This window comes from Photorhabdus tasmaniensis (assembly GCF_011189505.1).
Taxonomy (GTDB): Bacteria; Pseudomonadota; Gammaproteobacteria; order Enterobacterales; family Enterobacteriaceae; genus Photorhabdus; species Photorhabdus tasmaniensis.
Window position 1 is genome coordinate 52,046 of the sequence record NZ_PUJU01000001.1, and the last position, 26,372, is coordinate 78,417.

The window sequence follows — 26,372 nt, forward strand, 5'->3', positions numbered from 1 at the left end:
GATGCCGAAGCCCTTTAATCAACATCCCCCACGCTGGCTGATCCCATTATTGGGTGCGCTGGTGGCATTCGGGCCTTTGTCGATTGATATGTACCTGCCAGCCTTGCCGGAAATGGCAAGGCAACTACAGGCGACACAAGGGCAAATGCAATATACTCTGGGCGCATTTTTCGCCGGTTTTTGCATTGGCATGCTGTTATATGGCCCATTGAGCGACCGTTTAGGACGCAGAAAGCTGTTGCTCAGTGGTATGGCGTTATTCGTCGTCGCCAGTGTGGCGTGTACATGGGTGACGCAAGTTGAACATTTGATTTTACTGCGTGCATTACAGGCATTTGGCAGCGGCGCGGCAGTTGTTATGGCCCGAGCCATCGCCCGTGATATCTATCGCCCAGCGGAATTACCCCGGGTGCTGTCACTGATGACGCTGGTGACAATGATCGCGCCACTTATCGCCCCCTTACTCGGGGGTTTACTATTAACCTATTTCAACTGGCAGGCCATATTTATTTTGCTGACGCTGGTCGGTTGTATCAGTGGGTTATTATTATTATTTTTGTTGCCAGAAACGCTGCCTGCTAATAATGATGGTGGAAAACTTATCACTGCGTTTAAAAACTACGGCAAATTGCTGACTGACCGTGAAGCAATGGCAACTATCGGCACATTGGCCTTCACTTGCGCCGCCATGTTCGCTTTTATCAGTGGTTCACCTTTCGTCTATATCAATTACTTTCAGGTTCCGGCGAACTACTATGGATTACTGTTCGGCTGTAATGCACTGGGCATGATAGCGATGGTGCTGATCAATGTTCAGTTACTGAAATTTTATAATCTTTCTGGTCTGTTATTTATCCAAACCAGCGCTCAATTACTGTTTGGTATTTTGCTGGTTATTTTTCATCAGCAAAATCTGACTGTTATCGTTATTTTGGTCATGCTGGTAATATCGCTGGTTAATGCCATTGGTACTAACGGCCTCTCCCTATTGCTTCAACATCGTGGTCAACTTGCCGGCAGCGCTAGCGCACTCGCTATCTCTTCGCAATTCGCAATGGCGGCACTCGCCAGCGTTGCCGTCTCTTTATTACAAGATGAAACCCCTTTTGCTATGGCCCTTGTGATGGCCGTTTGCGCCGGGTTGAGTTGGTTATGCCAGCTACTGGCACCTTCTCACCAACAGACGCAATTCATCCAAGTGCTTTCAGGAGAAAAAAACAATGACAAATAATGTGAATACAGAACTATTACGCCAGCAAGCTTATATCAACGGGCAATGGATCGATGCCGATAACAAAGTCACGTTTAAGGTGACTAACCCGGCAAATGGCGAGGTTATTGCACACGTCAGTAATATGGGCGCGGCGGAAACAGAACGGGCAATTGCCGCCGCTCAACAAGCCCTGCCTGCCTGGAGAGCAATGACCGCCAAACAACGCAGCCAGCTTCTGCAACGCTGGTTTCGGTTAATGATGGAAAATCAACAGGCTCTGGCAGAATTGTTGAGTCTGGAGCAAGGGAAACCGCAGGCGGAAGCGATGGGAGAGATCGCTTATGGTGCCAGTTTCATTGAGTGGTTTGCGGAAGAAGGTAAACGGACCTATGGTGAAACGATCCCAAGCCCGCTGCCCGGTCGCCGGATCATCACGATCAAACAGCCTATCGGCGTTGTCGCTGCCATTACGCCATGGAACTTCCCTAATGCCATGATCGCTCGCAAAGTTGGCCCGGCACTGGCCGCTGGCTGTACGGTGGTACTGAAACCCGCCGCAGAAACACCACTTTCAGCTCTGGCTTTAGCCGCACTGGCTGAACAAGCGGGCATCCCCGCTGGCGTACTGAATGTTGTCACCGGAAAAGATGCTAAAGCTATCGGCAGTGTTATGACCCAAAGCCCGATTGTGCGCAAACTCTCGTTTACCGGCTCAACGGGTGTCGGCAAATTACTGATGGCCCAAAGCGCCGATACGGTGAAAAAGCTGTCACTGGAACTGGGTGGCAATGCGCCATTTATTGTTTTCGATGACGCAGATATTGATGCCGCTGTACAGGGTGCACTTACCGCTAAATTCCGCAACAGCGGTCAAACATGCGTTTGCGCTAACCGTATCCTGGTTCAGGAAACCATTTATGACACCTTCGCAGAACGTCTGGCACAAGCAGTCAATGCGTTGCAAGTTGGCCCGGCCAGCGATGTCAAATCACAGCAAGGCCCGCTGATCAATCAAGCAGCTGTCGATAAAGTGCAAGAACACCTCAGTGATGCCGTTTCTCATGGCGCACGCATACTGGCTGGCGGCAAATCACACGCTCTGGGCGGTTTATTCTTCGAACCTACCGTGCTGGTTGACGTCACTGAATCCATGCTTATCTCCCGTGAGGAAACATTCGGGCCTATCGCACCCCTCTTCAAATTCCGTGATGAGGCAGAAGCCATTCATCTGGCAAATGATACTGAATTCGGCCTGGCGGCTTATTTTTACTCCCGTGATATCGGCCGGATCTACCGTGTGGCAGAAGCGCTGGAAAGCGGTATGGTCGGCATCAATGAAGGTTTGATTTCTAATGAAGTCGCGCCATTTGGCGGCATTAAACAATCGGGGCTGGGACGTGAAGGTTCACGTTACGGTATCGAAGATTATCTGGAAGTGAAATACCTCTGCTTTGGTGGCATAGAAGACACAGGAGCTTAACCGCATGTTACAGAAAGAAGTCGTATCACAGGTTGCACACCGTCTGCATCAGGCAGAGAAAAGTCGTGTGCAAATACGCCAGATCTCGTTAGATCACCCTAAAATCACCATTGACGACGCTTATGCCATCCAGCGTGAATGGGTGAATTTGAAAATTGCGGAAGGTCGCGTACTCAAAGGCCACAAAATTGGCCTGACCTCCAAAGCCATGCAAGCCAGTTCACAAATCAGCGAACCAGACTATGGCGCTCTGCTGGATGATATGTTTTTCCCTGATGGCAGCGATATTCCATGCGACCGCTTTATTGTGCCCCGTATTGAAGTCGAACTGGCATTCATACTGGCAAAACCGTTGCGTGGCCCGAATTGCACCCTGTTTGATGTTTACAATGCGACAGATTATGTCATTCCGGCGCTGGAATTGATCGACGCTCGTTGCCACAACATCGATCCGGAAACCCAACGCCCGCGCAAAGTGTTCGATACGATTTCTGATAATGCCGCCAACGGCGGTGTGATTATGGGTGGCCGCCCGATTAAGCCAGACGAGTTTGATCTGCGCTGGATCAGCGCCCTGCTCTATCGCAATGGCGTAATTGAAGAATCAGGGGTCGCAGCAGCAGTACTTAATCACCCGGCTAACGGTGTTGCCTGGTTAGCAAACAAACTGGCACCACACGGTGTTCAACTTGAAGCAGGGCAAATCATCCTTGGCGGATCTTTTACCCGCCCGGTTCCGGCACGTAAAGGGGATACTTTCCATGTGGATTACGGCCCACTCGGTTCCATCAGTTGCCGTTTCGTTTAAGGGGGAGAAATATGGATCGATTAACCAACAAATTTAAACAGGCGTTAAAAGCAGGCCGTCCACAAATCGGCTTATGGCTGGGGCTTTGCAGCTCCTACAGCGCAGAATTAGTGGCCGGAGCCGGTTTCGACTGGCTGCTGATTGATGGCGAACATGCGCCGAATAACGTTCAGACTATTCTGAGCCAATTGCAAGCAGTCGCACCTTATCCAAGCCATCCGGTTGTACGCCCGCCCTGGAATGATCTGGTGATCATCAAGCAGCTGCTGGATGTGGGTGCTCAAAACTTACTCATACCCATGATACAAAATGCCGAACAGGCTTACGAAGCGGTTCGTGCCACCCGTTACCCACCGGAGGGTATTCGTGGCGTGGGCAGCGCTCTGGCAAGAGCTACCCACTGGAACCGGATCCCTGATTACCTGCATCGCGCCAATGATGAAATATGCGTTCTGGTTCAGGTAGAAACCCGCGAAGCACTGCGTAACTTGCCGGAGATTCTTAAAGTAGACGGTGTGGATGGTGTTTTTATCGGCCCGGCGGATCTAAGTTCTGATATGGGTTTTACCAATAATCCACATCACCCCGAAGTGAAAGCGGCGATTGAGCAGGCTATCGCTCAAATCAAAACGGCGGGTAAAGCACCGGGTATTCTGATGTCAGCACCTGATGTTGCTGAACATTACCTGAAACTCGGCGCGTTGTTTGTCGCTGTTGGTATCGACACAACGTTACTGGCTCGTGCGGCAGAAGCGCTGGCGGCACGGTTTGGCGCAGGTAAAGACCTTCCGGCAGCACCTGCATCCAGTGTCTATTAATCTCAGCAATCACAGTATTAACAACCAATTTACCCGATAAGCTTTTGATTTCCTAAACAACGTAATACATATAAAACAGTAGATTAAGGAAAATGACAATGAGCGATTCATCCACTGCCGCGCAACAGCCGGATCTCCCGGCGGGTCAACATAAACAGCTAACGGCACAACAGCAATCTGTCATTAACAAGCTATTCCGTCGCCTGATTATTTTCCTGTTCGTCTTATTTGTATTCTCGTTTCTGGATCGAATTAATATCGGGTTTGCCGGCCTGACCATGGGCAAAGATCTTGGGCTGAACGCGACGATGTTCGGTCTGGCCGCAACGCTGTTCTATGCCACTTATGTCATCTTCGGTATTCCCAGTAATATCATGCTCAGTATTGTCGGGGCGCGACGCTGGATAGCCACGATCATGGTGCTCTGGGGGATCTCCTCCACCGCCACCATGTTCGCCACCGGGCCAACCAGTCTGTACATCTTGCGTATGCTGGTCGGTATCGCCGAAGCGGGCTTCGTACCGGGTATCCTGTTCTATCTGACCTACTGGTTCCCGGCTCACTATCGCGCCCGTGCCAATGCGCTGTTTATGGTGGCAATGCCGGTGACCATGGCGTTTGGTTCTCTGGCTTCCGGTTACATTCTGGCAATGGATGGCCTGATGAACCTTCACGGCTGGCAATGGCTGTTCCTGCTGGAAGGTTTTCCTTCGGTCTTACTGGGGATTATTGTTTGGTTCTACCTTGATGATTCACCAAAGCGAGCCAAATGGCTGACTGATGAAGATAAAAAATGCTTACAAGAGATGATGGATAACGACCAACCTGCTCCGGCTCAACCGGCAGGCTCATCAACTCATCAGGCTATGCAAAAATGCAGTATATGGCATGAGATTTTCACACCGATTATGCTGATGTATACCCTGTCCTATTTCTGCCTGACCAACACACTGAGCGCGATTAATATCTGGACGCCGCAGATTGTGCAAAGCTTCAATCAGGGCAGCAGTAACATCATGATCGGTATTTTGACCGCCATTCCTCAGTTTTGTACCATCATCGGGATGGTTTATTGGAGCCGCCGTTCTGACCGGTTACGAGAACGTAAAATGCATACCGCTCTGCCCTATTTGTTCGCTGCTATGGGCTGGATATTGACCTCACTGACCAACCACAGTCTCATTCAGTTGATTGGGATTATTATGGCTTCAACCGGTTCATTTACCGCAATGGCGGTCTTCTGGACAACGCCGGATCAAGCTATCAGCTTACGCGCCAGAGCGATCGGTATTGCAGTTATTAGCGCCACAGGTAACATAGGTTCAGCCCTCAGTCCGCTATTAATCGGCTGGCTGAAAGATCAGACAGGAAGCTTTAATACGGGTCTCTATTTTGTTGCCGGATTACTGGTCATTGGCGCAGCCATTATTTGTGCGATCCCAATGAAACATTCCAGACCGAAAGCAACAACGTAATTTTCAATAATAAAGGAAAAACCCTCATGACCGGGCCTATCATTGCCAATATTGATATCAGTAAAGATTATGATGAGACCCAAGGCACAGATGATGTGCATTACCAAACTTTTGGCCGGATGGCGGCATTTTTCGGTCGTGATATGCAAGCTCATCGTCATGACGGTTTCTTCCAGCTTCATTTTTTGATTACCGGCCACATTGAATTGCAGCTGGATGATCAACACTATTCTGTACAGGCACCGCTGTTTATTCTGACGCCGCCCTCCGTTCCTCATGCTTTCTTTACTCAGGATGACAGTGACGGATATGTACTTACCGTGCGGCAGGAATTGATATTGCCACTATTAGAATCCCTCTATCCTGCCAACAAAGATATTCTGGATATTCCGGCGATTTGCTTATCTGTCGCAGATAAACCGGAAGAGCTGGAAGCTTTTAACCATTATTGGGCGTTAATAGCTCGCGAATCATCCAATAACTTTATCGGGAGGACACAATCACTGACATTTTTAGCACAAGCGCTATTCGCCCTGCTATTGCGCAATATTCCCCTTGATGACCACCCCGTTAATGGGGTACGCGGGGAAATTAGATTATTTCAGCGATTTCACCAATTAATAGACAACTATTATCGTCATCATCTTTCCGTACCGGAATATGCCCATAAGCTAGGAATTACCGAATCGCGGTTAAAGGATATGTGCCGTCGGTTTGCCAATCGCCCACCTAAACGATTAATTTTCGACCGTCAACTACGTGAAGCCAAACGGTTATTACTCTTCAGTGATTGCGCTGTATTTGAAGTTGCTTATCAGCTTGGATTTAAGGATCCCGCCTATTTTGCCCGCTTTTTTAATCGATTAGTAGGCTGTTCTCCCAGCCTTTGGCGGGAAAAAAATACTCGCGAAACATAAACAGCAATACTCTTTATAGCAAGATAGGCACTTTTTATTCCAACCATAATGAAAATATGAAACTTGAAAGTTTTAATATCGATAAAAAATCTTTACCTTAAACTACAAATGAGGTGACGATTACTACGCTATCTATCTTTTAAATCTTTATATTTCCCGCTATCAGATCACCCAAAATTTAATCATTTTTGTTACAAAATCTCTTCCCAGAATTAAAATTATGAATATACTGGAGTTATATGACTTACTGGAACTATTAAGGATAAGTTAATGGCGACCGGAGTGCTGATACTAAGGAAAAACCGCTATTTTACTATTTGTGGAAATAGAGAAAAGACAATGCATTTAATAATGAGAGTTTCAGAATGAGCAAATTAGCTATCGCTTTAGCTTTAAATATCAGCTATGCCATTTTTTGCGCGTTATTTATATTTTTGATGTCTTATTTAGAAGAAGAACACTACGTAGTTGGTAAGGATTTAAATAACATCTGTGCTATTTATAGAGCACTTATAGATGATAACCGTGATCTATTTGCACCAACATGCTTACTGATTATATCGCCATTAATTTATGCAACTGCAAAGAAAAGATTCAAATCACGTTCCCTTAATGTCATTACATTTACGTTACTGGGATATTGGATATGGCGGTTTTTTATCAGACTAATGGTATGTATTTAAAATAATTTCAAATAAATAGGTAGCAGCTATCAGATGCTACCTAAATATCCTGTCGGGTTTTAAATCCATTTTATACTTTGATTTTATGATAATCGTGGCATTTGAAAACCACGTATTTCCTGATATTCAAATCACATAGAAATCACAGAATTAAAAATGTCTTTATAAACATCTCTTTATGAAAAAAATAACTATCTCATTATCACTAACCATATGATATAAAAAAAATAAATAACCTGATAGCATTGATAATATCGACCCTATTTTTTCGCCATATTTCTTTTGTATCCGCCTTATGAATGTAAATTATTTCAAATTTATAAATTTTTGGTTGACTTTTCTACACACCCTACATAAGAATCAAACAAACAGTATAAGGAGCAACCAATATGGCGAATATAATTTATTTAACACTGAAAGGTAAAAAACAGGGTTTGATCTCCGCTGGCTGCGGCTCTTTAAACTCTATCGGCAATCATTACCAGCATGGTCATGAAAATGAAATCTTCATTTACACGCTTCAACATTTAATGACCCGAGAGCAACATGCTTCTCATCATCCGGTCATGATAATAAAGCCTATCGATAAATCTTCGCCTTTATTGGCACAGTGTTTTTCTGAAAATGAAGAACTGGAATGTTTATTTGAATTGTACCGAACATCGCCAACCGGAGGGTTAGAAAAATACTATTCTATCAGGCTAGGCCATGCTTTTATATCCAGCATAAAATCCAATTACCCGCACTCCAAAGACAATAATGCAGGCACACCACAAGAAGTTATCTGTTTCACTTACAAGAATATCACCTGGAACAATCTTGCTTGTTCAACAGGTTCTTATAGCTTCTGGGATGACAGGATCTATTAACCATGAATAACGTCAATTATTTGACTGATGATGCTGTTGATTCAGAATCTGAAAATGGGTTACGCATTGTTTTTTCGCCGGTTCAGTTGGCAGCAGTTCTGTCGGATAATACCGTTACTGAAGAGGAAACCTGGAGTAACCGAATATTAGGGCGCGCGGGTTTAGCCGCCGGGGTGGTTGAACTTATTGGTGCCGGCGGTCTTTGTCTGGTACCCGACCCGACCACACTCACTAAAGCGGCCTGTGTTATTATCGGGGCACATAGTCTTGATGTAATGAATGCTTCTGCCAGTCAAATGATAACCGGCAGAGAAACAATGACGGAAACTTATCGCGCGGCGGTAGATTTAGCGAAAGAATTTGGTGCTGATGACTATACCGCGTCTGAAATAGGTCTTACCGTTGATATCGCTGTACCGTTATCATTTGCTTCAATAGTGGGAGCTGTTAGAGTTGCCTCTATTCGGGTAGGCAGGATTAAATTAATTGAGCATGAGTCAGAGACTGGATTAAAACCAGGTGGTCATACTTTGGCTAAACATGTTGGGTTATCGGAGCAGGAGTTGAGGGAGAGGTTTTTAACAAATAAAAAAATAGAAGTATCAAGTTCTTTTTATGATATAAAAACCGCAGAGACAGTGATTTCAAAAGTATTAAGAAATAATCAAATCAGAATAACTTCCATGTTAAAATATGCCCCAAAAGAATTAAGATTAGAAATAGATTATACTTCAAGCACCCCAATTGGTATTAGTGTGACTAGAGGATCACAAAATGTAGAAAAGTTATATAAAGTCAGAGTCGTTTTAATGCACTCTGAATATAATGGTCAACCGTATTATATATTGACCGCATTTCCAAAGTCTAATTGAAATATATGGGAAGAAAAATGGAACTCAATCGTTTAATCGGCACTTATTTTAACCAAGATTGTAATAGATTTGGCGAAACAACAATAGATGAGGTAATAACTGAGTATATAAATAGCGAACCGCCCATGCTTATGAAAGAACTAATAAAAGATATTGATTACTTTATCCATAATTCCGAAGATGTAGAAAGAGAATTCAAAGAACTGTATCGTCATAGTTTTAATTCTGATTTATGGAAAACTACTGCTTTAAACTTTCTAAATCATGTATCAGAAATAGTACAAGATTATTTAGAATTCAATGGGGACAAAATGGAACTCAATCGTTTAATAGGCGCTTATTTTAATCAAGATTGCGAAATAATATCTGGTCCAGAGATTGACGATACGATAAATGACTATCTTGAAACAACAACTAAAGGGATGAAAAAAGAATTATTAGAGGAGATCAAATCTTTTATCCATAATTCTAAAGATTTAGAAAAAGAATTCAGAGAACTATATCGTTATGATTTTAACCCTGATTTATGGGAGACTACTGCTTTAGACTTTCTAAATCATGTATCAAAAAGAGTACAAGATTATTTAGATAATGATAACTAATCATAGTATTCTTAATGCAACAGTAGACAAGGAGGTTTAATTTAATGAACGGACAGTATCCTTTTCTAGATATTTTTATGTATGCTTATTTTAATCAAGATTATGCGATAATATCTGGACCAGAGCTTAATGACGTTATCGATGATTTTCTTCACGTTGCAACTCGAGGAATGATAAAAGGGTTAATAGAAGAAATCGATTCTATTATTAACACATCCGAAAATGTAGAGAACAGATTTGATTTTCTCTATCACGACTCCGATTTTTGCCCTGAACTGTGGGACACCACTGCTCTTGAATTTATAAATTACGTATCCAAATTAGCACAAGAATATTTGGATAAAGATGACTAACCATAGTAATTTTTAATGTGACAATAAACAAAGAGGTTAAATATAATGGAAATGAGAGAAAAATTGCAGTACATAGATAAGCTGAAAAATGCTATTGATAGGAATGATTTTGAATCATTTCACGAAATATTAAATGAGTTGCAAGGAAACTTTCTTAACATTGCACCACTAATATTATTAGACAATATTAATCATCTTATCCGTGACGCTAAAAATATAAAAGGATTTTTTAGCAACCATCATTATGATGCAGCTGTTCCAAAGTTATGGGAAACCATTTCCGCCATATTAGAACATCTGAATCAGTCATCAAAAATAATGCAAAGTTATATAAGCAAACACCTTAAAAAGGATAAATAAATCAACCTTGAACCCATAAAATTTTCGAATAAAAAACGCTTTTGAAGGCAATAAATAATTATCTATTATACTTCAAAAGTGCTACTCAATAGTAATGACTTTTATTCTGATATATGGGAAACTGTAACTTTAAATTTTCTAAATTACACACTAAAAAAAGTAAAAAGTTATTTAGATAAGAATGAACAAATAACTGATCTAATTAAATGAGAAAACTATGCAAAAAATCACATTAATTACGGGTGGATCACGCGGCATTGGTCGTGCAACAGCTTTTTATCTGGCAGAAAAGGGACATCATATTGGTATTGGTTACCATACCAATCAAGATAAGGCTTTGGAAGTCATCGAAATTATCTGTCAGATGGGTGGTAAAGCTATCGCAATCCAAGTCGATGTCGCTGATGAAAAACAAGTTATCGAACTTTTCCAGAGAACCGATACAGAACTTGGATACATAACAGGTTTGGTCAATAACGCCGGAATACTTAAACCACAGGCGTCTATTGAGCAATTAACCGCTGATCGCTTAAATGATATTTTCGCCACCAATGTCGTGGGCAGTTTTCTCTGTGCACGGGAAGCCGTTAAAAAAATGTCTTTACGGCATGGAGGTCAAGGTGGATCAATCGTCAATGTTTCATCAGCAGCATCCCGGCTGGGAGCACCGCATGAATATATTGACTACGCAGCATCGAAAGGCGCAATTGATACTTTAACTATCGGCCTGTCTCTGGAAGTCGCAGCTCAGGGAATTCGGGTAAATGCCGTTCGCCCCAGATTTATTTATACCGATATGCATACTGATGGCGGCGAGCCAAACCGGGTTGAACGAGTGAAGAATTCTCTCCCAATGAAGCGTGGCGGACAACCGGAAGAAGTCGCACAAGCTATAGCCTGGTTATTATCGAATGAAGCCTCATACGTGACCGGGAATTTTATTGACCTAGCCGGAGGGAAATAAAACGACAAATTGGAAAAGAAACCAGAGAATGAAAGACGATCCACATTTTCAATTACCCCCAAGTTAATATCTGTAGTCCATTATTAATCAGCTGAATTGGCATATTAATAACAAGGCGAATTGCTGCTGCCTAGATAAATAATATGCCAGAACGCTCATCCAGCTTAATGTATATCCTCTGCGGTCACCAGATAGCCGATATCCAGCAGTACCTCGACAACCGCCGAACCAAAACTGCCTGCCGCACCAGTGGCGAAGACAGTTTGCCGGCTCATGTATCAATCCCTTCTTTAAAAGTAGTGTCAATAATCTTGCGGGCGTTAGCCATGACATCGAAGATGCGTTCTTCGAAGAAGCGCACATCATCCTGTGACATCAACAAGTTGGAATAGATACGCGACAACGGTGAGAATTGGATACCGTAGTGTTTAGCCGTCTCACGGATAATGTCGCCGCAGAACTTTACCCTATCTCTATAATCCAGAGGTTGCTCGACCGGCTCCTGCTGGGAGTGGTACACCAGCGCGGTTGGCATGCCCTGAATCACCAGAGGTAGATCAACCGCTTCAGCCGCCTTGACGAAAACATTGGCGAGTTGACGAGTAATGCCAGCCATGCGGTCGTAACAACCCAGATCACGCTCAATCAGTGAAAAAGTTGCCTTGATAGCCGCCAGCCCCAGCGGATAACCATTGAAAGTACCGGTATGGATTACTTTGCCACGGGTATACAGGTTCATGATGTCGCGGCGGCCAACAATGGCGGAAATCGGTATTGCACCACCGCCCAACGCCTTGCCGAAGGTCGCCAGGTGCGGGGTGACGCCCAGCAGTTGCTGCGCACCGCCGAGGCCTAAGCGCACACCGGTGATAACCTCATCAAAAATCAGCACAATATTGTATTTTTCACACAGCGCCTTGGCCTTCTCCAGATAGCCTTCACGCGGGAAAATGCCGCCACCGTTGATACAGATAGGCTCCATCAGCACAGCAGCGATTTCGTTGTGATAGCGCTCAATAGTCGTCGCGAGCACGTCAATGTCATTCCACGGCAGCATAAAGGACTGACCAGCAATCGAATCGCTCTCAAGTCCCCTGGTATCGGGCAAATCGCCCTGAAACTGCTCTGGCGGCGGATAGTGAAGATCCTGCTCATGACACCACCCCATCATGTTATCGGCATTGCCATGGTAATGGCCGTGGAAATGAACAAAGCAATTTTTACCGGTAAAGCCACGTGCCAAACGTAACGCATTCTGTACTGCCTCGGTACCACTCAGGCAGAAGCGGACCATCTCGGCACAGGGGATGTGCTTCACCATGGTTTCACACACTTCCACTTCCAGATCGCAGGTATCCACCGATGTGACCTTGCCCATGTACTGAATTAGCGACTCGTTGTAGGCTTCATTGTGATGACCAACAAACAGTGCGCCGAACTTACAGAATAGATCGAGGTGTTCATTACCATCCAGGTCCCAGACGCGCGAGTTGCGCCCTCGGTTGAACGGGATCACCAATGACTGTTTAGGATCGTCGAAGTTGTAATGAGTGCCACCAGGCAGCAGATCCCAGCATTTGTTATAAAACTCCTTTGAACTTTTCAATGACAGTTTTGTTACTGCGTCCATAGATTGCTTACTTTCCGCCTGTGTTTCTAGTGTCGAATTGCCGTTAGCATGATCTACACCTTTGGATAAGTTAAACGGCGCATACCGCTTAACCGGTTCCGGAAGCGTGACGTGCATAAGCTCAAGCAGTGCAATGCGAGTCAGGTAAGCAGCTCCACTCATCAGCAAGTAGGCAAGTTCCGCCACCTTGCGTTGCGCCACATCCTCCAGTGGCGAGCCCTGTAGCCACTCGTTCATCGCCCCCATCGCCGAACCGCACCAGATTTGATAATCCATATGGCGCGTCGCTTCACCGTTTATCGCCCAACCAGATGACTGGCCGAGATACCACTGAAACAGCAGCGCCATTTTTTTCTTTGGCTGCTGCTCCGCCTTTTCAATCACCGCAGACAGGTTGCAACGCTGGAAATAAGCCACCGTCTCCTGCCAGATTTCAGCCAGCGGCTTATGGAAGATCTGCTTTTCCAACTGGGCCACGTCCTGAGCCGGGAGCACGTCCAAGCTGTCGTACTGCTTATACAGCGCGTAGAGCTTCTGGGCGCGTATCGCATACATACTGCCCAGTTTCAGCACCTGTACTTTAGCGCCCAGCTCAAACATATCTGCCGACGGCGCCGTCGCCACATCACCTATCTGCGCCTTACCTAACATCTGTTTTACTGTCTCAGAAGTGCCAGCCTCCACGCAAGCCTGGTTTATTGAGCCGGTCACTACATACGCCGCGCCGAGGGCAAAAGCAGACAGAATGGCGTGAGGGGTTCCCAAACCGCCTGCCGCGCCAATCCGCACCCGGAAACGGTGGCCGGACTCGTGCTCAATGTCGTCGCGTAGCTGCACCACGGAGCGGAAGATACAGGACAGTACCCCTTGATCAGTATGGCCACCGGAGTCTCCTTCCACGGTAATGTCATCCGCCATCGGCACTTGACGCGCCAACGCTGCCTGCTCTGCGGTAATCACCCCCTCAGTCAGCAGTTTTTTCAGGATATTTTCCGGTGCCGGACGCAAAAAACACTCAGCAACCTCACGGCGTGATACCTTAGCAATGATGCGGTTTTGGCGCAGGATGCCGCCATCTTGTTGCCACTTCAGCCCACAAGTGCGGTAGTACACCAATGCCATGCTCAGTTTGATATAGGCCGAGGCCTCAACCACCCTGACCTGGTGCTCCATGCACAACCGCACACAGGCCATTTCCCACTCCGGGTTGCCGGGGTTGTGCAGAAGGTTAACACCAAATGGCCCGTTGGGCAGGTGCTGGCGCAGCGTGGTAATAGCCTCGGCAATGCGCGGAATGCTCAACCCACCAGCACCTAAAATACCAAGGATACCGTGCTGACCCAGGGCGATCACCATCTCTTCTGAATGAATGCCATTTGCCATCGCCCCTGCGTAATAGGCCAGACGTACGCCATAATCCCGGCGGAAACTGTTATCCCCCAGATCGGCTTCCGTCACCGCCGGTAACATACCGAGCACAACCGCCTGCCCGGAAGGAAGTGGTTCATTGGCCGGTAATAGCGCCACCCCGTCACCCAATTGCACCACTTGCAGGGCGTGTTCAAGATCATACAAACTGGCGGAACCCGCCGTCAGCGGCCGCGCAGATGCTGGGTATCGGCTACTGGATTGGTTAACAGATAAACGATGACTCATTTTCATGCTCCCTGTGTCAACAACGCCGCAGTGGAAGGCAGAGACAGACGCCGGGTAAAGCCTGTGCCCAAGTTATCACACAGACCAATGACGTTGCCGCGATAGATGATTTCAGCGATGAAGATCAGCGAGATAGCCGTCAAAGTAGTGCTATCATCCTGGTACTGAGCATCGATCGATTTACAGGTCAGGCGATAACGCAACACGTCGCGTTCGCACTTTACTTCACTGCGAAATTTAGCGCTGCACTGAAGGTTGTACAGCGAGTGGGAGACCAAATCGCTTTGCGAGTTCAGCCCAAGATAATACAGGTAGAACTTTACCAACTGTTCGCAACCCTCAACCAATAACGTGCCCGGCATGACCGGATCGTTTTTGAAATGCACTTTGAATACCCAGTGTTCGGGATCAATATCCATCTCACCGATCACCTCCCCCAGGCCAAAAGCCCCGCCGGATAAGTCAACATTCAGCACCCGACTGAGCATGCGTGAATGTGGAGCAGAAAATTTGACGGCACCGTCATGGGCATACTGCGGACCAAAACAGGTGGCAATGTCCCCTTGCATCAGAGCACTGATATGCTGTTCGTCAAAACGTTGGCGCAGGCAGCGCAACAGCGGCGTGAAGGGTTGGGCCAGTTTTGCTGCGGCAAAATACGGCGCGGTATCTATCTGCCTGACTTTGGCGATGTCGCGCATGGTAAAGAAGCCGGAGTTACCTACCTGTTTTAACACCAGTCGCTCACCGACGTAGCAGCAATATTCATAGGCAATCAAGACCATCCCCCCAGCGCGCACGCAGGAGTTGATATCGACCCGGCCACGCAGCACCTCACCCGCCTTCGGCATCTCGCTGTACACCGTGGTTTGACTGTCTACCGCACGGTAGCCCAATAGCCCTTTGAACAGGTGATCACAGCCGATGACAGTGAAGGCCACTATCAGCGCGTGGGAGGATTCCAGGACGATAAAAGCCGGGGCCTTGCCGTCCACCACATACCAGGCATCAACAGGAATATCGTACTCCCACTCAATGTAGCAAGGCTCAAGCCGATCCTTAACCGCTGACAGCGCGGTAATACGCGAGACAAACAGGTACGGCGGGGACGGCATGCGAGTGCGTACCGGATAACAGTCCACCTTGGCATACTCTACCCCCAGTACATTTGCGACCAAACCGTCAGTCAGCTCAATAATCTGGCTCTCATCGAACAGCGGCGTACTCGCGGCAGCGGCGGCGGAATGATCACTGAGGATGTGTTTAAGCAACTGATAATAAGACTGTTCAAGGCGCAAATACTGTAGTTGGGTTTGTGCATTACGCACCAGGTACTTGAGCGCGGTAGCCGCAGGAGTCACCTGGGTATCAGGGTTCGTCGCGATGTTCACCGCACCCGAGAAATATGCCAGATTGGTTTCGTTGATAATAAAATCAGCCAGCGTTTTCTCCCTGGCGGTATAGACCGTGACCTTAAACTCCCCCGCAGCCGGTGCCGTGGCTTTTGCAGGCCGAGCACGCGGCCCATCCTGCGATTCGCGCAGGATCATATGACTGTAAGCGCGGTCGATACCGATATGGTTGATTGCCGCACGCCGCAACCCCTGTGCCGATTGCGGCCAGAACTGTGTTTGCTTCGGCAAAGAAAAATGATCTCCGCCGCTGTATGTCAACTGGGTGGATTGTGCATAATCGGGCAATGCCGGCAGATAGCGCTGGGTAAGTTGCAACGCTGCTTTGATAATTCCCAGCAAACCATTAGCCGCCGACAGATGACCATAGTGCGCCTTCAGTGTACCGAGGGTCAGCGGCACCTGGCGCTGTGGCGAAGCATACACCCGGCCCAATGCGGCCAGCTCAATGGCAATCTCATTAGGCCGCCCACCAGCGTAAATCTCAAGGTAATCTATCTGTTCCTCGGTGCAGCCCGCTGCCGCCAGCCCCTGCGTCATCGCCATAACCATCTCATCTTCGTCGGCGTTGAACACCAGTTGGCGATCCGCCGCATGACCGATCGCCAAACCTTCAACTACCGCATAGATGGGAATGGTCTCGCGCAGAGCATCCTGTTCCCGCCGCAACACCACGACACCGCCACCATCACCCACCGCCTGATTCGCCTGACACGACTGATGGTCCCACAAGACGTTTTCTACCCCGCCGGCAAAACTACAGCTAGCAACAATCACGGCATCAACCTGTTGACGGGCGAGCATGAACTGTGCCAGTTCAAAAGCTTTGAACGGCGCACTCTCTTCACTGTACAACGAGAATACCGGGCCATTCAGGTGCAGGTGAGCGGCAAGCCGACTCGCCACCACGTTACCAATCCCACCGGTAATGCCCTCTGGGTACGGGGTCGGGCACAAGCTATCCTTCAAGATGGTTTGTAATGCCTGCACATCGGTGTCAGGCAGTTCGATGTCGTGACTACGCAGACTCTGCGCCAATTGCCAGCTGATTTCATTACGGGCCTGGCTACGTAAACAGCCATAATCCACTCCTCCGGCAACAATCACGGCAATGTTGCGTTTACTACCGTCCAATGCATAACCCGCGTCAATGAAGGCACGCTCGGCCACCGGCAATAAAAATAGATGGGAAAGCAGATATGGGCCGACTACGTTCGGCGGCAGCTTGAAACGTTTGCAATCGAACTCAAATTTCTCAATGTAGGAACCTAGCGGTGGTTGCTCTACCCCGCGCATAGCCAACACATCAGCACGCTGTTCAATGCCCATCCAGCGCGTTGGCGGCAGCGTATACAAATGCTGTGTCCCTTGTTGCACCGCCTGATCCAGGGTATCGGTATCCTCCGTCTGCGCCAAGTGTACGCCAATACCCACCAGCGCCAGAGGCGCAATCACCAACGGGCTCCAAGATTCGCTTTGCGCGGCACGCAACCGTGGATGATCCTCACTGATCACCATATGGGCATTGACACCGCCGAAGCCGAACGCATTAATTCCGGCACGCTTTGGCCGACCATTAGCAGGCCACGGCTGAGTACTACGAACCACGTGTTCGAGACTAAGCTGACCAGCCGGCGTGGTCACCAATTGCTGCACACCAAGGGTCGCAGGAATCAGATCGTGCTGCATAGCCAGGATCACCTTCAACAGACTGCCCATACCAGACGCCGTCAGCATGTGACCATTGTTAGCCTTATTGGCCCCCAACAGCAGCCTCTTTTTCGCACAATCAAAGAAAGCTTCAACCGTCGCCAACTCGACTTGATCACCCACCGGGGTGCCGGTGGCATGGCATTCGAGATAATCTATCTCGGGACTGCTGTTGCGGTAGGCACGCTCCAGCGCCAACCGCTGTCCGTTGGCATCCGGCACCAGAATATGCTTGCCCCCAGCGTCGTTGGATAAACCGATCGATTCAATTACGCCATAAATTTTGTCATTATCACGAATGGCATCGGCATAACGTTTGATCGCCACAATGCCAGCTCCCTCACCCGCTTTCAACCCTTCGGAGGTGCGTTCAAAGGGCACCGAGGCACCACCATCCGGGAAGGCCCGCAGGATATTAAACCCTTGGTTAATATAGATATGATCGGCATGGCAAACTGCGCCGACCAGCATCATCTCTGCCTTGCCGAAAGCAAGGTAATCTGCTGCCATTTTTATTGCGTAAAGCGCCGATGAACAAGCGGCATCCAGGGCATAACTCGGCCCCTGCAAGCCCAATGCCTGGGCGGCGATGGTGGCATTATGCCCACCCGTTATCAGGTTAAGATCTGAATGCGCCTCTTCCGGCCAGAATTGATCGAAACTGAAATCTGGGCGTCCAATTAATTGCTGGACATATGGCGTTAATAAACGATGGTAAAACGGACTCATCAAACGCTTGCCACTATGCGTCGGCATACCTATATTACCAATTAACAACCCGGTCTTTTTTAACACGGCCTGTTTATCACGGTATCCACTATCATTCAGCGCCTCTGCCGCCGTATAAATCGTCCATTTAAACAAATTGTCCAAAGTAAGTATTTCATTCTCAGGCAACGCATAGCCTTTCGCGTCAAAGTGAAAATCGCGAACATGTCCATTTCGGTTATAACTTATTTTATCAACTGTGCCTGAAACTGGATGATAATAAAATGCAGGATCGACACCGACTTCCTTAGCAGATAACGGGGTTGTACTATCATTTTTCAGGCAAAGGTTTGCCCAGTATTTTTCAATGGTATCTGCCTCAGGAAACAGACAGCCCAGCCCCACAATCGCAATATTTTCCATGACAGAGTAACTCCTAAGCATGACAAGATTCTCCTGAGCGCTATGGCTGCGCCCAAGTACATATCAAACTGATTTTGTTTTATCCGGAAAGATTACCTTGTGTTTTTTCCACCTGTTTTGAGTCGGCTTAGGTGAATAATTCCCTCAACGCAACCGAAACGGTAAATTTGACATTATGCAAGCGACCGTAAACATTCCCTATTGAGTCATGCAAGGTAATATCAACAACCAGCGCCAAGGCAGTTTTGGTATTAATTCGCATAGAAGCATAAAATTCTTCACCAAATGCCAAGGTAGCATATTGTTCAATTTTCCCAATTGAGCATGGCAGGCCTGCTTTATCCAAACGCTGCATTAGCCAGAATAAGGGCAGTTGCAGAGCGACATCATAAATAAACAGGTTGAAGGAATTGACCGGAAACTGTCCCTGTAATTCAGGCGCTACGTCATCCAGCCGGCATTTCAATATCAGGTATTGATCATCAATATGGATAACCTTGCGTATTCCCTGAAATATGCTGCCGTGGAACAACATTCTGCCCTGGCGCATATCGCCATACAAAGGATGCGTCAGAACAATCTGAGTGTACAAATCGGTATGCAGTTCTTCGCAGGCCGCTGTCCGGCGTTGAGTGGTGAGGAATAGCGTGGCCTGATAGTGTTCAACCGTGCCTTTTCCCTGCTGACTGGTGATGGAAATATCTACCGCCAGCCGCTCATCCCCCCGCACATAACCGCAGTTGGGCGTCAACACCACGGTGTAGTCGCCAGGCTGAGTACCATCAAACACAATCCCCTTCAATACGCTGAAATTCACCACGTCCTGAAGCTGGTAGCCCGGAAAGCGCTCTTCACAAATACGCGTCATCCAGCCAATAGCAGCAGTGGCCGGCAATACCGGGTTGTCACAGATGACATAGTGGTGCAGGAACGGATTGGCTTCCAGCGTCAACAAACGCTTAACTTGCTCCTCATCCGGCAGCGATTTCACCTGACGCGTGGCCTTGTAGTTTTCACCACCAACAATTACCTGCTTAGATTCAGTATCAGTAAATTCCTGTACGAAATAGCGGGTTCCCACGTTGCCAGGAATGATCACCATGTTGCGGGCACTATAGGTACGTTTTAATGTGTCGTTGACCATACCTCCGTCCCACGGCCCCCAGTTGATGGCACGAACGACCAGACTGCTGTCGCCCTCCAGTGGCAGGTAAGCAAATTTACTCAGGGTTTCATTGGCCATCGCATAATCGGCTTGCCCAGCATTGCCGAAATAACCGACAACGGATGAGAACAGCATTACATGGCGCAGGCTGGCAATATCCACGATCTGGCACAGGTTTTCCAATCCTTTGACCTTAACGTCAAACACTGAGCGTAAATCATCCAGCGTTTTCTTCTCAATACGCTTGTCCGCCAGGTTGCCGGCACCGTGAATGATACCCGTCACTGGTCCAAATGCCTGCTGTGCCGCAGCAACCGCCGCAGCAACCTGCTGCACATCGGTAATATCACAGTGCAGGTAACAGGCATCTCCCCCAGCCAGCCTGATCTTTTGCAAGGTTTGGTTAACCTCATCGGCATATAATATCCCGCTCAACATGGCATCAATTTTCACCGGCGTTGGCTGGACCTGTTGGGATTGCAGATAGGCGATCGCCGCAGCCTTGCGCTTATTGAGCGTGGTGGTACCGTGTGCCCATGTCGGCAAAGGCGCGTCCAAATCGGTTCTTCCCAACAGGACAAAGCGTGCCTGGCTGAATTTCGCCATCTCGATGATACATTGGGCCGTGATGCCACGTCCCCCGCCGGTCACCACAAAAACGTCCTCACGGCTGACCTGGAGTGGTGTATCAACGGGTTCCTTCGCTGCAAGCGCTAGCGTCATGCGCTCACCATTCACACCGCGGCCAACTTCGGTCAGATCGGTACAGCTATCCTGCAACTCTTCAATTAGAATCAGGGCAACATCACGCGGTTTCACTTGGGCGTCGATGTCGAGAGTACGGCAGAATACGTTTTTCCACTCGATGTTCAATGACTTGGTCAACCCGCTGACCCCACTGGCGACGACTTCAGCCAGCCCGTTGTCATCCGATGTGGACAGCGCACCATCCCCACGGCCTACGATAAAGAAGTAGCCCGCATAGTTTTCATCTCGGTTCAGGCTGCCCTGCAAACGCTTGGCCAGCAGGAACGTGGTTTCAATCGACATATAACCCTGCGTGCTGAACACCTTAGCCAGCGTTTTCACACTCTGCCGTGGCGCTTGAAGATAGATCACGCCATCGATCGCCCCCTGCTCCTGTTCAATTTCACCGATTACTGTATCCAATGTGGCTTCATCAGCGCAGTTCAGCACGTAGTGGCCGGCGATTTTGACATACTTTTCATTTTTTGCTATTCCCGCACCCAGAGTCAGTACCGCCACCCGCTGGCCCCGCTGTTTCAGCTGTTTAACCACCTCATCGACAACTGTTTTACCTTCGTCCACCACCAGCCAGAGGCGCGACGAGGCAAACGCCAGAGGGTAACAGTCTGGAGTCGGTAACGATCGTAACATTACAGTATAACGTGCAACCCGAGGTTCAACTGACGCAACCTCTTCGGCAGGAATAGGCTGAACCGCAGGTGCAGCACTCAGTTGCGGTTCAGCCAAAGACTTTTTTGCGTTAGCGGCCTTTGACACAGAGGCGGTTGAGGTAACAAAGCCCAGCGTGCGCAGCGGTGTTTCTGCCCTCACATCTTCTGACGTTCTCAGGCTGTGCAAGGCCTGGTCGCTATCCTGTCCACGGGCATTGTCTTCAATAAAGGAATCCGTTGGCGATGCGGCTGCTTCCACCGGCGCATAGCCCGAATTTTTACGACGGATATCGGCGATAATCTCATCGTTCATTTGTTTAAAGAACACTGAGATCTTGCTGATATTGCTCAGTACTTCGATATCGAAGGTTTCCAGATACTTGTTCTTCAACGCATCGTGATAAATGCCAGTGTCTGCGGAAAATGCATCAAACATCGCGCCGAAAATTTCCAGACGTTTGATAGAATCAATGCCGAGATCGGCCTCAAGATCCATTTCTGCATCAATCATATCCTGCGGGTAACCGGTTTTATCACTGACGATGGCAACCAGTTTGCCAATGATTTTTGCCTCGGTAATTTGCTCAAAATGTTTGATTTGTTTTTCCAGTTCCGGGTCGCCCGCACTGGATTTAGTCGGTGCAACCGGCTGACTCACTATCGGCTCAGAAGTGGCGGCGGGTATGGTCAGGCGCGGCGCGACAATTTTTCCCATAGTTGGGACCTGCGCAGTGACAGGGGCAGCCTGAGGCGTCACAACGGCAACTACCGGCTGTATGGCCTGCCCCGACTGGAATAAGCTCTGCTGGGTGGCAAAATATCGTTCATGGTTGGCGTGATACAGCTCCAGGTTTTTATCCAACAACTGCACACTTTGCCCCAGGCTAGACAACATGGCCGGCAAATTCTGGTGATCCTGGAACTTCTCCAACAGGGTGTATTGCTTGTTTAACAGCAACCCCAGCAGTTGGATATACTCTTTCTGGTTGGTTTGGAACTGTTCATGCAGTTGGCTCATAACCAACTGCGCCTGCAACAACTCATCCAAATTGCTCTTCCCCACGTTCTCATTCAATTGATTATTCTGTCCCATAGCGTTGCCTCGCTTCTGAATTGCAACCGACGTGCTTTGTTGAATAAATGGAGCAGAATCCTTTAGTGATCCCGTCTTTACCACCGACGCTGGAGCCGGCCTGGAGATCGCTGGTGCGGCCTCAGGCACACGGTTGGTGATAAACCGATCCACCACAGCGGTGTCGCCGTCACGCATCGCGCGCTCATGCCGCTCCTGATTCTTATCTGACATGAAAAAACCTCCACTGAGCTTGAAAGTCAGACGATTGTTTTTTTCCTCCGATGGCGGTTGTACACGGGCATGCCGATCCAGAACATTTAACCTGACTCCCTCTGCCAGTAACTTGGCCTGTGCCCGCGCCAGTTGTAACCTCTCTTCGCTTTTATTACTGGCACTGACCGAGATGATGCTGTGCTCTCTGCCATTAAGGATATCCGCGACCAGCTTGCCCAATACCCCTTTTGGCCCAATTTCGACAAACAGGCGGCCACCATGCTGATAGATGGTTTCGATCATTTCACGGAAACGTACTGGCATGACCAACTGTTCCGCCAGCAGGCTGGCAATGTCCGCAGGTGACTCACTGTAAAGTGCCGCCGTCGCGCTTGAGAACAGTGAGCACTGAGGTGGCTGGAAGTTGATTTGCGCCAAATAGTCACGAAATGGCGTATAAGCTGACTGGATAAATTCGGTATGGAATGCGGCCGACACGGGTAAAATGCGGCAATGAATCTGGCTGGCTTTCAGTTCATCATGCAGCTGATGGATCAATCTTGTGGCACCGGCCAGCACCACCTGTGAGGCAGAGTTATCGTTAGCAACGGTAATCCCCGGATAGAGCTTGAGCACATCTTCACGTTGCTCTGGTATTAAAGACGCCGCCAGCATTGCCCCGGTATCTGAGTCTGCTCCTTGATCAGCGGCAGCAAACGCCGCAGCCGTTCCCCGCGCCAGTGACACACGGTAAAAATCAGCATCAGACAGCACGCCAGCTGCCCATAAAGCGGTAACTTCACCATAGCTGTGACCAGCAACAAAATCTGGGTTAAAGCCATTCGCTTTCAAAATCGCAAAATAGCCGGCGCTGATGGCCCCCAATGCCGGTTGAGCATTGGCCGTATCAGTCAGGAGCTTGTTTTGTTGCTGCCGTTCAGCATCGGAAAATACAGGGGTGGGATAAATCACATGCGACAGCCCCTGACCACGCTCGTTGGCTGCCAACACATCCAAAGCCTCCAGCGCCTGACGCATTTCAGGGTAGTCATTGGCAATGTCACAGCCCATATTGATATACTGCGATCCCTGTCCAGGGAACAGCGCCACCACTTTTCCATCCAAATCTTTGGCCGCAGGCTGGTAGTAAATTCCCAGTGGGTGTTCCCAGCCACTTTCACTCTTTTGCTTCAACTGTTTCACTGCCACCGCCATTATTTCTGCCGCCTGTGCGCCAGATGTAGCAACAAACAACAGACGTGCTTGATGAGGTTGCAGCCCGTTAAGATCCTGATGTGCAAGATGCTCGCGTAACGCCTGCCCGGCAGATGACGCGTTGCCAAAACGCGCCAGCGCCATCTCACACTTGGTCAGCAGTTGCTCAGGGTTCTCGCCGCTGAACAGCAACGTGACTACCTGTCCATTCAAACGATAAGCACCACGCGGCTCTCGTTCATACTCTTCCAAGATCGCATGGAAATTCGTTCCGCCAAAACCAAAAGCACTGAGGGCAGCGCGGCGTGGCGCAGCGTTAAGAGGTCGTAACCAGGGACGAGGTTCATTGTTAACATAGAATGGCCCGTTATCCTGGGACAGCATTTCGTCAGGCTGAGTGACGTTGATCGTGGGAGGTAACACTTTGTGATGCAGGGCAAGCGTCGCTTTGATCATTGATGCTGCCCCCGCCGCACTGCGAGTATGACCAATCTGTGACTTAATGCTGCCTATGGCCACCGATTTCGCCGCCACCTTGTGCTCATCGAAGACCATGCGCAGGCTTTTCAGCTCTGTATTGTCACCGGTGGCCGTCCCGGTGCCATGCGCCTCGACCAGTTGAATGTCCGCAGGAGTGAGGCCAGCGCGGGCATAAGCACGCTTGAGTGCTTTTACCTGGCCTTCATAACGAGGGGCAAAAATGCTTTTCGCTTTACCATCACTGGATGCCTCGAGCGATTTGATCACCGCATAGATATTATCACCATCCAACTCGGCGTCTTCCAAACGTTTCAGCACCAGCATGCCAACACCATCACCAAGCATAATGCCATCGGAGTCACGATCGAAAGGGCGCGACAAGTTGCTTTTCGACAATGCCGGAGTTTTGCTGAAACACACGAAAGAGAACGCTGAATTCTCCAGGTTGACTCCCCCCGTCAGCACAGCATCACAGCTGCCTGAATTGAGCTCACCGATAGCAGCTTTGATCGCCGCCAGGCTGCTCGCACAAGCGGCATCCACCATGTAGGACGTCCCACCAAGGTCAAAATAGCTAGCGATGCGGCCACAGGCCACATTACCGAGGAAACCAGGTAAACAGTCCTCATTCCATTCAAGGCATGAATCATGTACCCGGTCGATCACGTCGTCCACAACCGCCTCTGGCAAGCCGGACTTGATCATGATTTTACGCAAGTATGGGGTTTGCTGACGACTCGCCAGCGAGAATAAGGTATTGCCGCTACCGCTACCGCCCAGAATAACGCCGATACGATCTCGGTTCACTCGCTTGTTTTCTTGACCAATTAATCCCGCATCCTGCATTGCCTGTTTAGCCACGTACAATGAAAATAATTGAACGGTACTAATTGAATCAACAATGGCCGGTGGAATTTTAAATTCCACCGGGTCAAAATCAATAGCAGGAACAAAACCGGCTTTATGACCATACGTTTTATCCTCAGCCGACGCATCTGGATCATAAAAATCCTCTTTGCTCCAATATTCTACCTCTGACACGGTGGTAATATCGGTCAAAGAATCTCTTTTAGCCATGATGTTTTCCCAGAACTCATGCAGGTTTGAGGCATCAGGGAAATGGCTGGCCATGCCGATAATTGCAATATCGCCCTGGCTTTTCTTACCATGCATTAAATATGTCTCAGACATATACTCCTCACGTTTTAGGTGAAATAATCCCATGCGCAACACACACCAATAAATTGTGCTATGTATAGTGAGCTCACCGCTGTTGTTTATACCAAAATGATCTTTCCATGATCGTTTAATGACTCATCAAAAGTTATTTACTGCAATATGGTTATATTTCCTACGATAACAGTTGAATTTTCACCCATTCCTGATAACCCAGATTTTTTCATGAGGATATTATTACCGAGGTTATTCTTATCTTCGAATTCATATTTTCTGACAGTTTTCATCGCTCCATAAAAAATAATTTCCGCTGAAACAGAAACAATCATCACCAGTAAATAGAATGCCAGAAAAATGCCAATGAAAAGTGGCCTCCTGCCATGTGGTGAGGAAAAAACAAATACCACCAATAGGTACCGTGTCAATAACGCTACGAATCACAGTATTAAAGAAAACCAATCTAGATAGCCTATTATCCCTAGAAATGACGGTCATGATACTCTTTTAATTACTAATAGGTATACCTCGTCATTCGTAATGGCGTGTGTTAGTTACATTGCTCTATTTCGTATTTTTCTCAGCAATAAAACTGACTTTAATTTTTATAGACAACTGGTATACATCGGTTTAACTTAACTTTCAAACCTCAGTGAAAATTGGCTTACATTAAAAGACAA

16 protein-coding genes are annotated in these 26,372 nt (G+C 48.0%); 13 read left to right on the forward strand and 3 right to left on the reverse strand.

Translation table 11 applies throughout. From position 1 onward, the window contains the following. Position 1 precedes the first annotated feature (1 nt). The 13 genes from C5471_RS00230 (at position 2) to C5471_RS00290 (ending at position 11,414) form a co-directional block, all read left to right on the forward strand. Positions 2-1,231, forward strand: a complete 1,230-nt coding sequence (locus C5471_RS00230; protein WP_133813615.1) for a Bcr/CflA family multidrug efflux MFS transporter — start codon at positions 2-4, stop codon at positions 1,229-1,231. Then, a complete protein-coding gene (locus C5471_RS00235; RefSeq protein ID WP_133813614.1) occupies positions 1,221-2,693 on the forward strand; it encodes an NAD-dependent succinate-semialdehyde dehydrogenase in 1,473 nt (490 codons plus the stop codon). Before C5471_RS00230 ends, C5471_RS00235 begins: the two co-directional genes overlap by 11 nt. Positions 2,694-2,697: 4 nt before the next feature. Next, on the forward strand, positions 2,698-3,501 hold the full coding sequence (hpaH, locus tag C5471_RS00240; RefSeq protein ID WP_133813613.1) for a 2-oxo-hept-4-ene-1,7-dioate hydratase: 804 nt from the start codon (positions 2,698-2,700) through the stop codon (positions 3,499-3,501). Positions 3,502-3,512: 11 nt separating this feature from the next. Continuing rightward, entirely contained in the window at positions 3,513-4,319 is an 807-nt protein-coding gene (gene hpaI / locus C5471_RS00245; RefSeq protein ID WP_133813612.1) for a 4-hydroxy-2-oxoheptanedioate aldolase, read from the forward strand. 98 nt (positions 4,320-4,417) lie between these two features. Further along, positions 4,418-5,794 (forward strand): 4-hydroxyphenylacetate permease, encoded by a 1,377-nt coding sequence (gene hpaX / locus C5471_RS00250; protein ID WP_133813611.1) that lies wholly within the window; start codon positions 4,418-4,420, stop codon positions 5,792-5,794. 26 nt (positions 5,795-5,820) lie between these two features. Further along, on the forward strand, positions 5,821-6,711 hold the full coding sequence (hpaA, locus tag C5471_RS00255; RefSeq protein WP_133813610.1) for a 4-hydroxyphenylacetate catabolism regulatory protein HpaA: 891 nt from the start codon (positions 5,821-5,823) through the stop codon (positions 6,709-6,711). Between the two features lie 365 nt (positions 6,712-7,076). Next, positions 7,077-7,394, forward strand: coding sequence for a YjeO family protein (locus tag C5471_RS00260; protein ID WP_133813609.1), 318 nt, complete (start codon positions 7,077-7,079; stop codon positions 7,392-7,394). Between the two features lie 389 nt (positions 7,395-7,783). Next, positions 7,784-8,263: an Hcp family type VI secretion system effector gene (locus C5471_RS00265; protein WP_133813608.1), complete on the forward strand. Its 480-nt coding sequence runs from the start codon at positions 7,784-7,786 to the stop codon at positions 8,261-8,263. Between the two features lie 2 nt (positions 8,264-8,265). Next, positions 8,266-9,135 (forward strand): RNase A-like domain-containing protein, encoded by an 870-nt coding sequence (locus C5471_RS00270; RefSeq protein WP_133813607.1) that lies wholly within the window; start codon positions 8,266-8,268, stop codon positions 9,133-9,135. A gap of 17 nt (positions 9,136-9,152) precedes the next feature. Beyond that, positions 9,153-9,737, forward strand: coding sequence for a contact-dependent growth inhibition system immunity protein (locus C5471_RS00275; RefSeq protein ID WP_166295510.1), 585 nt, complete (start codon positions 9,153-9,155; stop codon positions 9,735-9,737). Positions 9,738-9,781: 44 nt separating this feature from the next. Beyond that, a complete protein-coding gene (locus C5471_RS00280) occupies positions 9,782-10,090 on the forward strand; it encodes a contact-dependent growth inhibition system immunity protein (RefSeq protein ID WP_133813606.1) in 309 nt (102 codons plus the stop codon). A 45-nt stretch (positions 10,091-10,135) separates the two neighbouring features. Next, entirely contained in the window at positions 10,136-10,450 is a 315-nt protein-coding gene (locus C5471_RS00285) for a hypothetical protein (RefSeq protein WP_133813605.1), read from the forward strand. A 217-nt stretch (positions 10,451-10,667) separates the two neighbouring features. Next, complete coding sequence (locus C5471_RS00290; protein WP_133813604.1) at positions 10,668-11,414, forward strand: SDR family oxidoreductase; 747 nt, start codon at positions 10,668-10,670, stop codon at positions 11,412-11,414. A gap of 271 nt (positions 11,415-11,685) precedes the next feature. Here the strand turns inward: C5471_RS00290 and C5471_RS00295 are convergent, their stop codons facing one another. From C5471_RS00295 to C5471_RS00305, 3 genes are all read right to left on the reverse strand, one after another. Beyond that, positions 11,686-14,700, reverse strand: coding sequence for a PfaD family polyunsaturated fatty acid/polyketide biosynthesis protein (locus tag C5471_RS00295; protein ID WP_133813603.1), 3,015 nt, complete (start codon positions 14,698-14,700; stop codon positions 11,686-11,688). A 2-nt stretch (positions 14,701-14,702) separates the two neighbouring features. Further along, the gene (locus C5471_RS00300) at positions 14,703-18,953 is read right to left on the reverse strand and encodes a hotdog fold thioesterase (RefSeq protein ID WP_133814242.1); all 4,251 of its coding nucleotides are present in this window, start codon (positions 18,951-18,953) and stop codon (positions 14,703-14,705) included. 127 nt (positions 18,954-19,080) lie between these two features. Beyond that, the gene (locus C5471_RS00305) at positions 19,081-25,710 is read right to left on the reverse strand and encodes a type I polyketide synthase (protein ID WP_133813602.1); all 6,630 of its coding nucleotides are present in this window, start codon (positions 25,708-25,710) and stop codon (positions 19,081-19,083) included. Between the last annotated feature and the right edge of the window lie 662 nt (positions 25,711-26,372).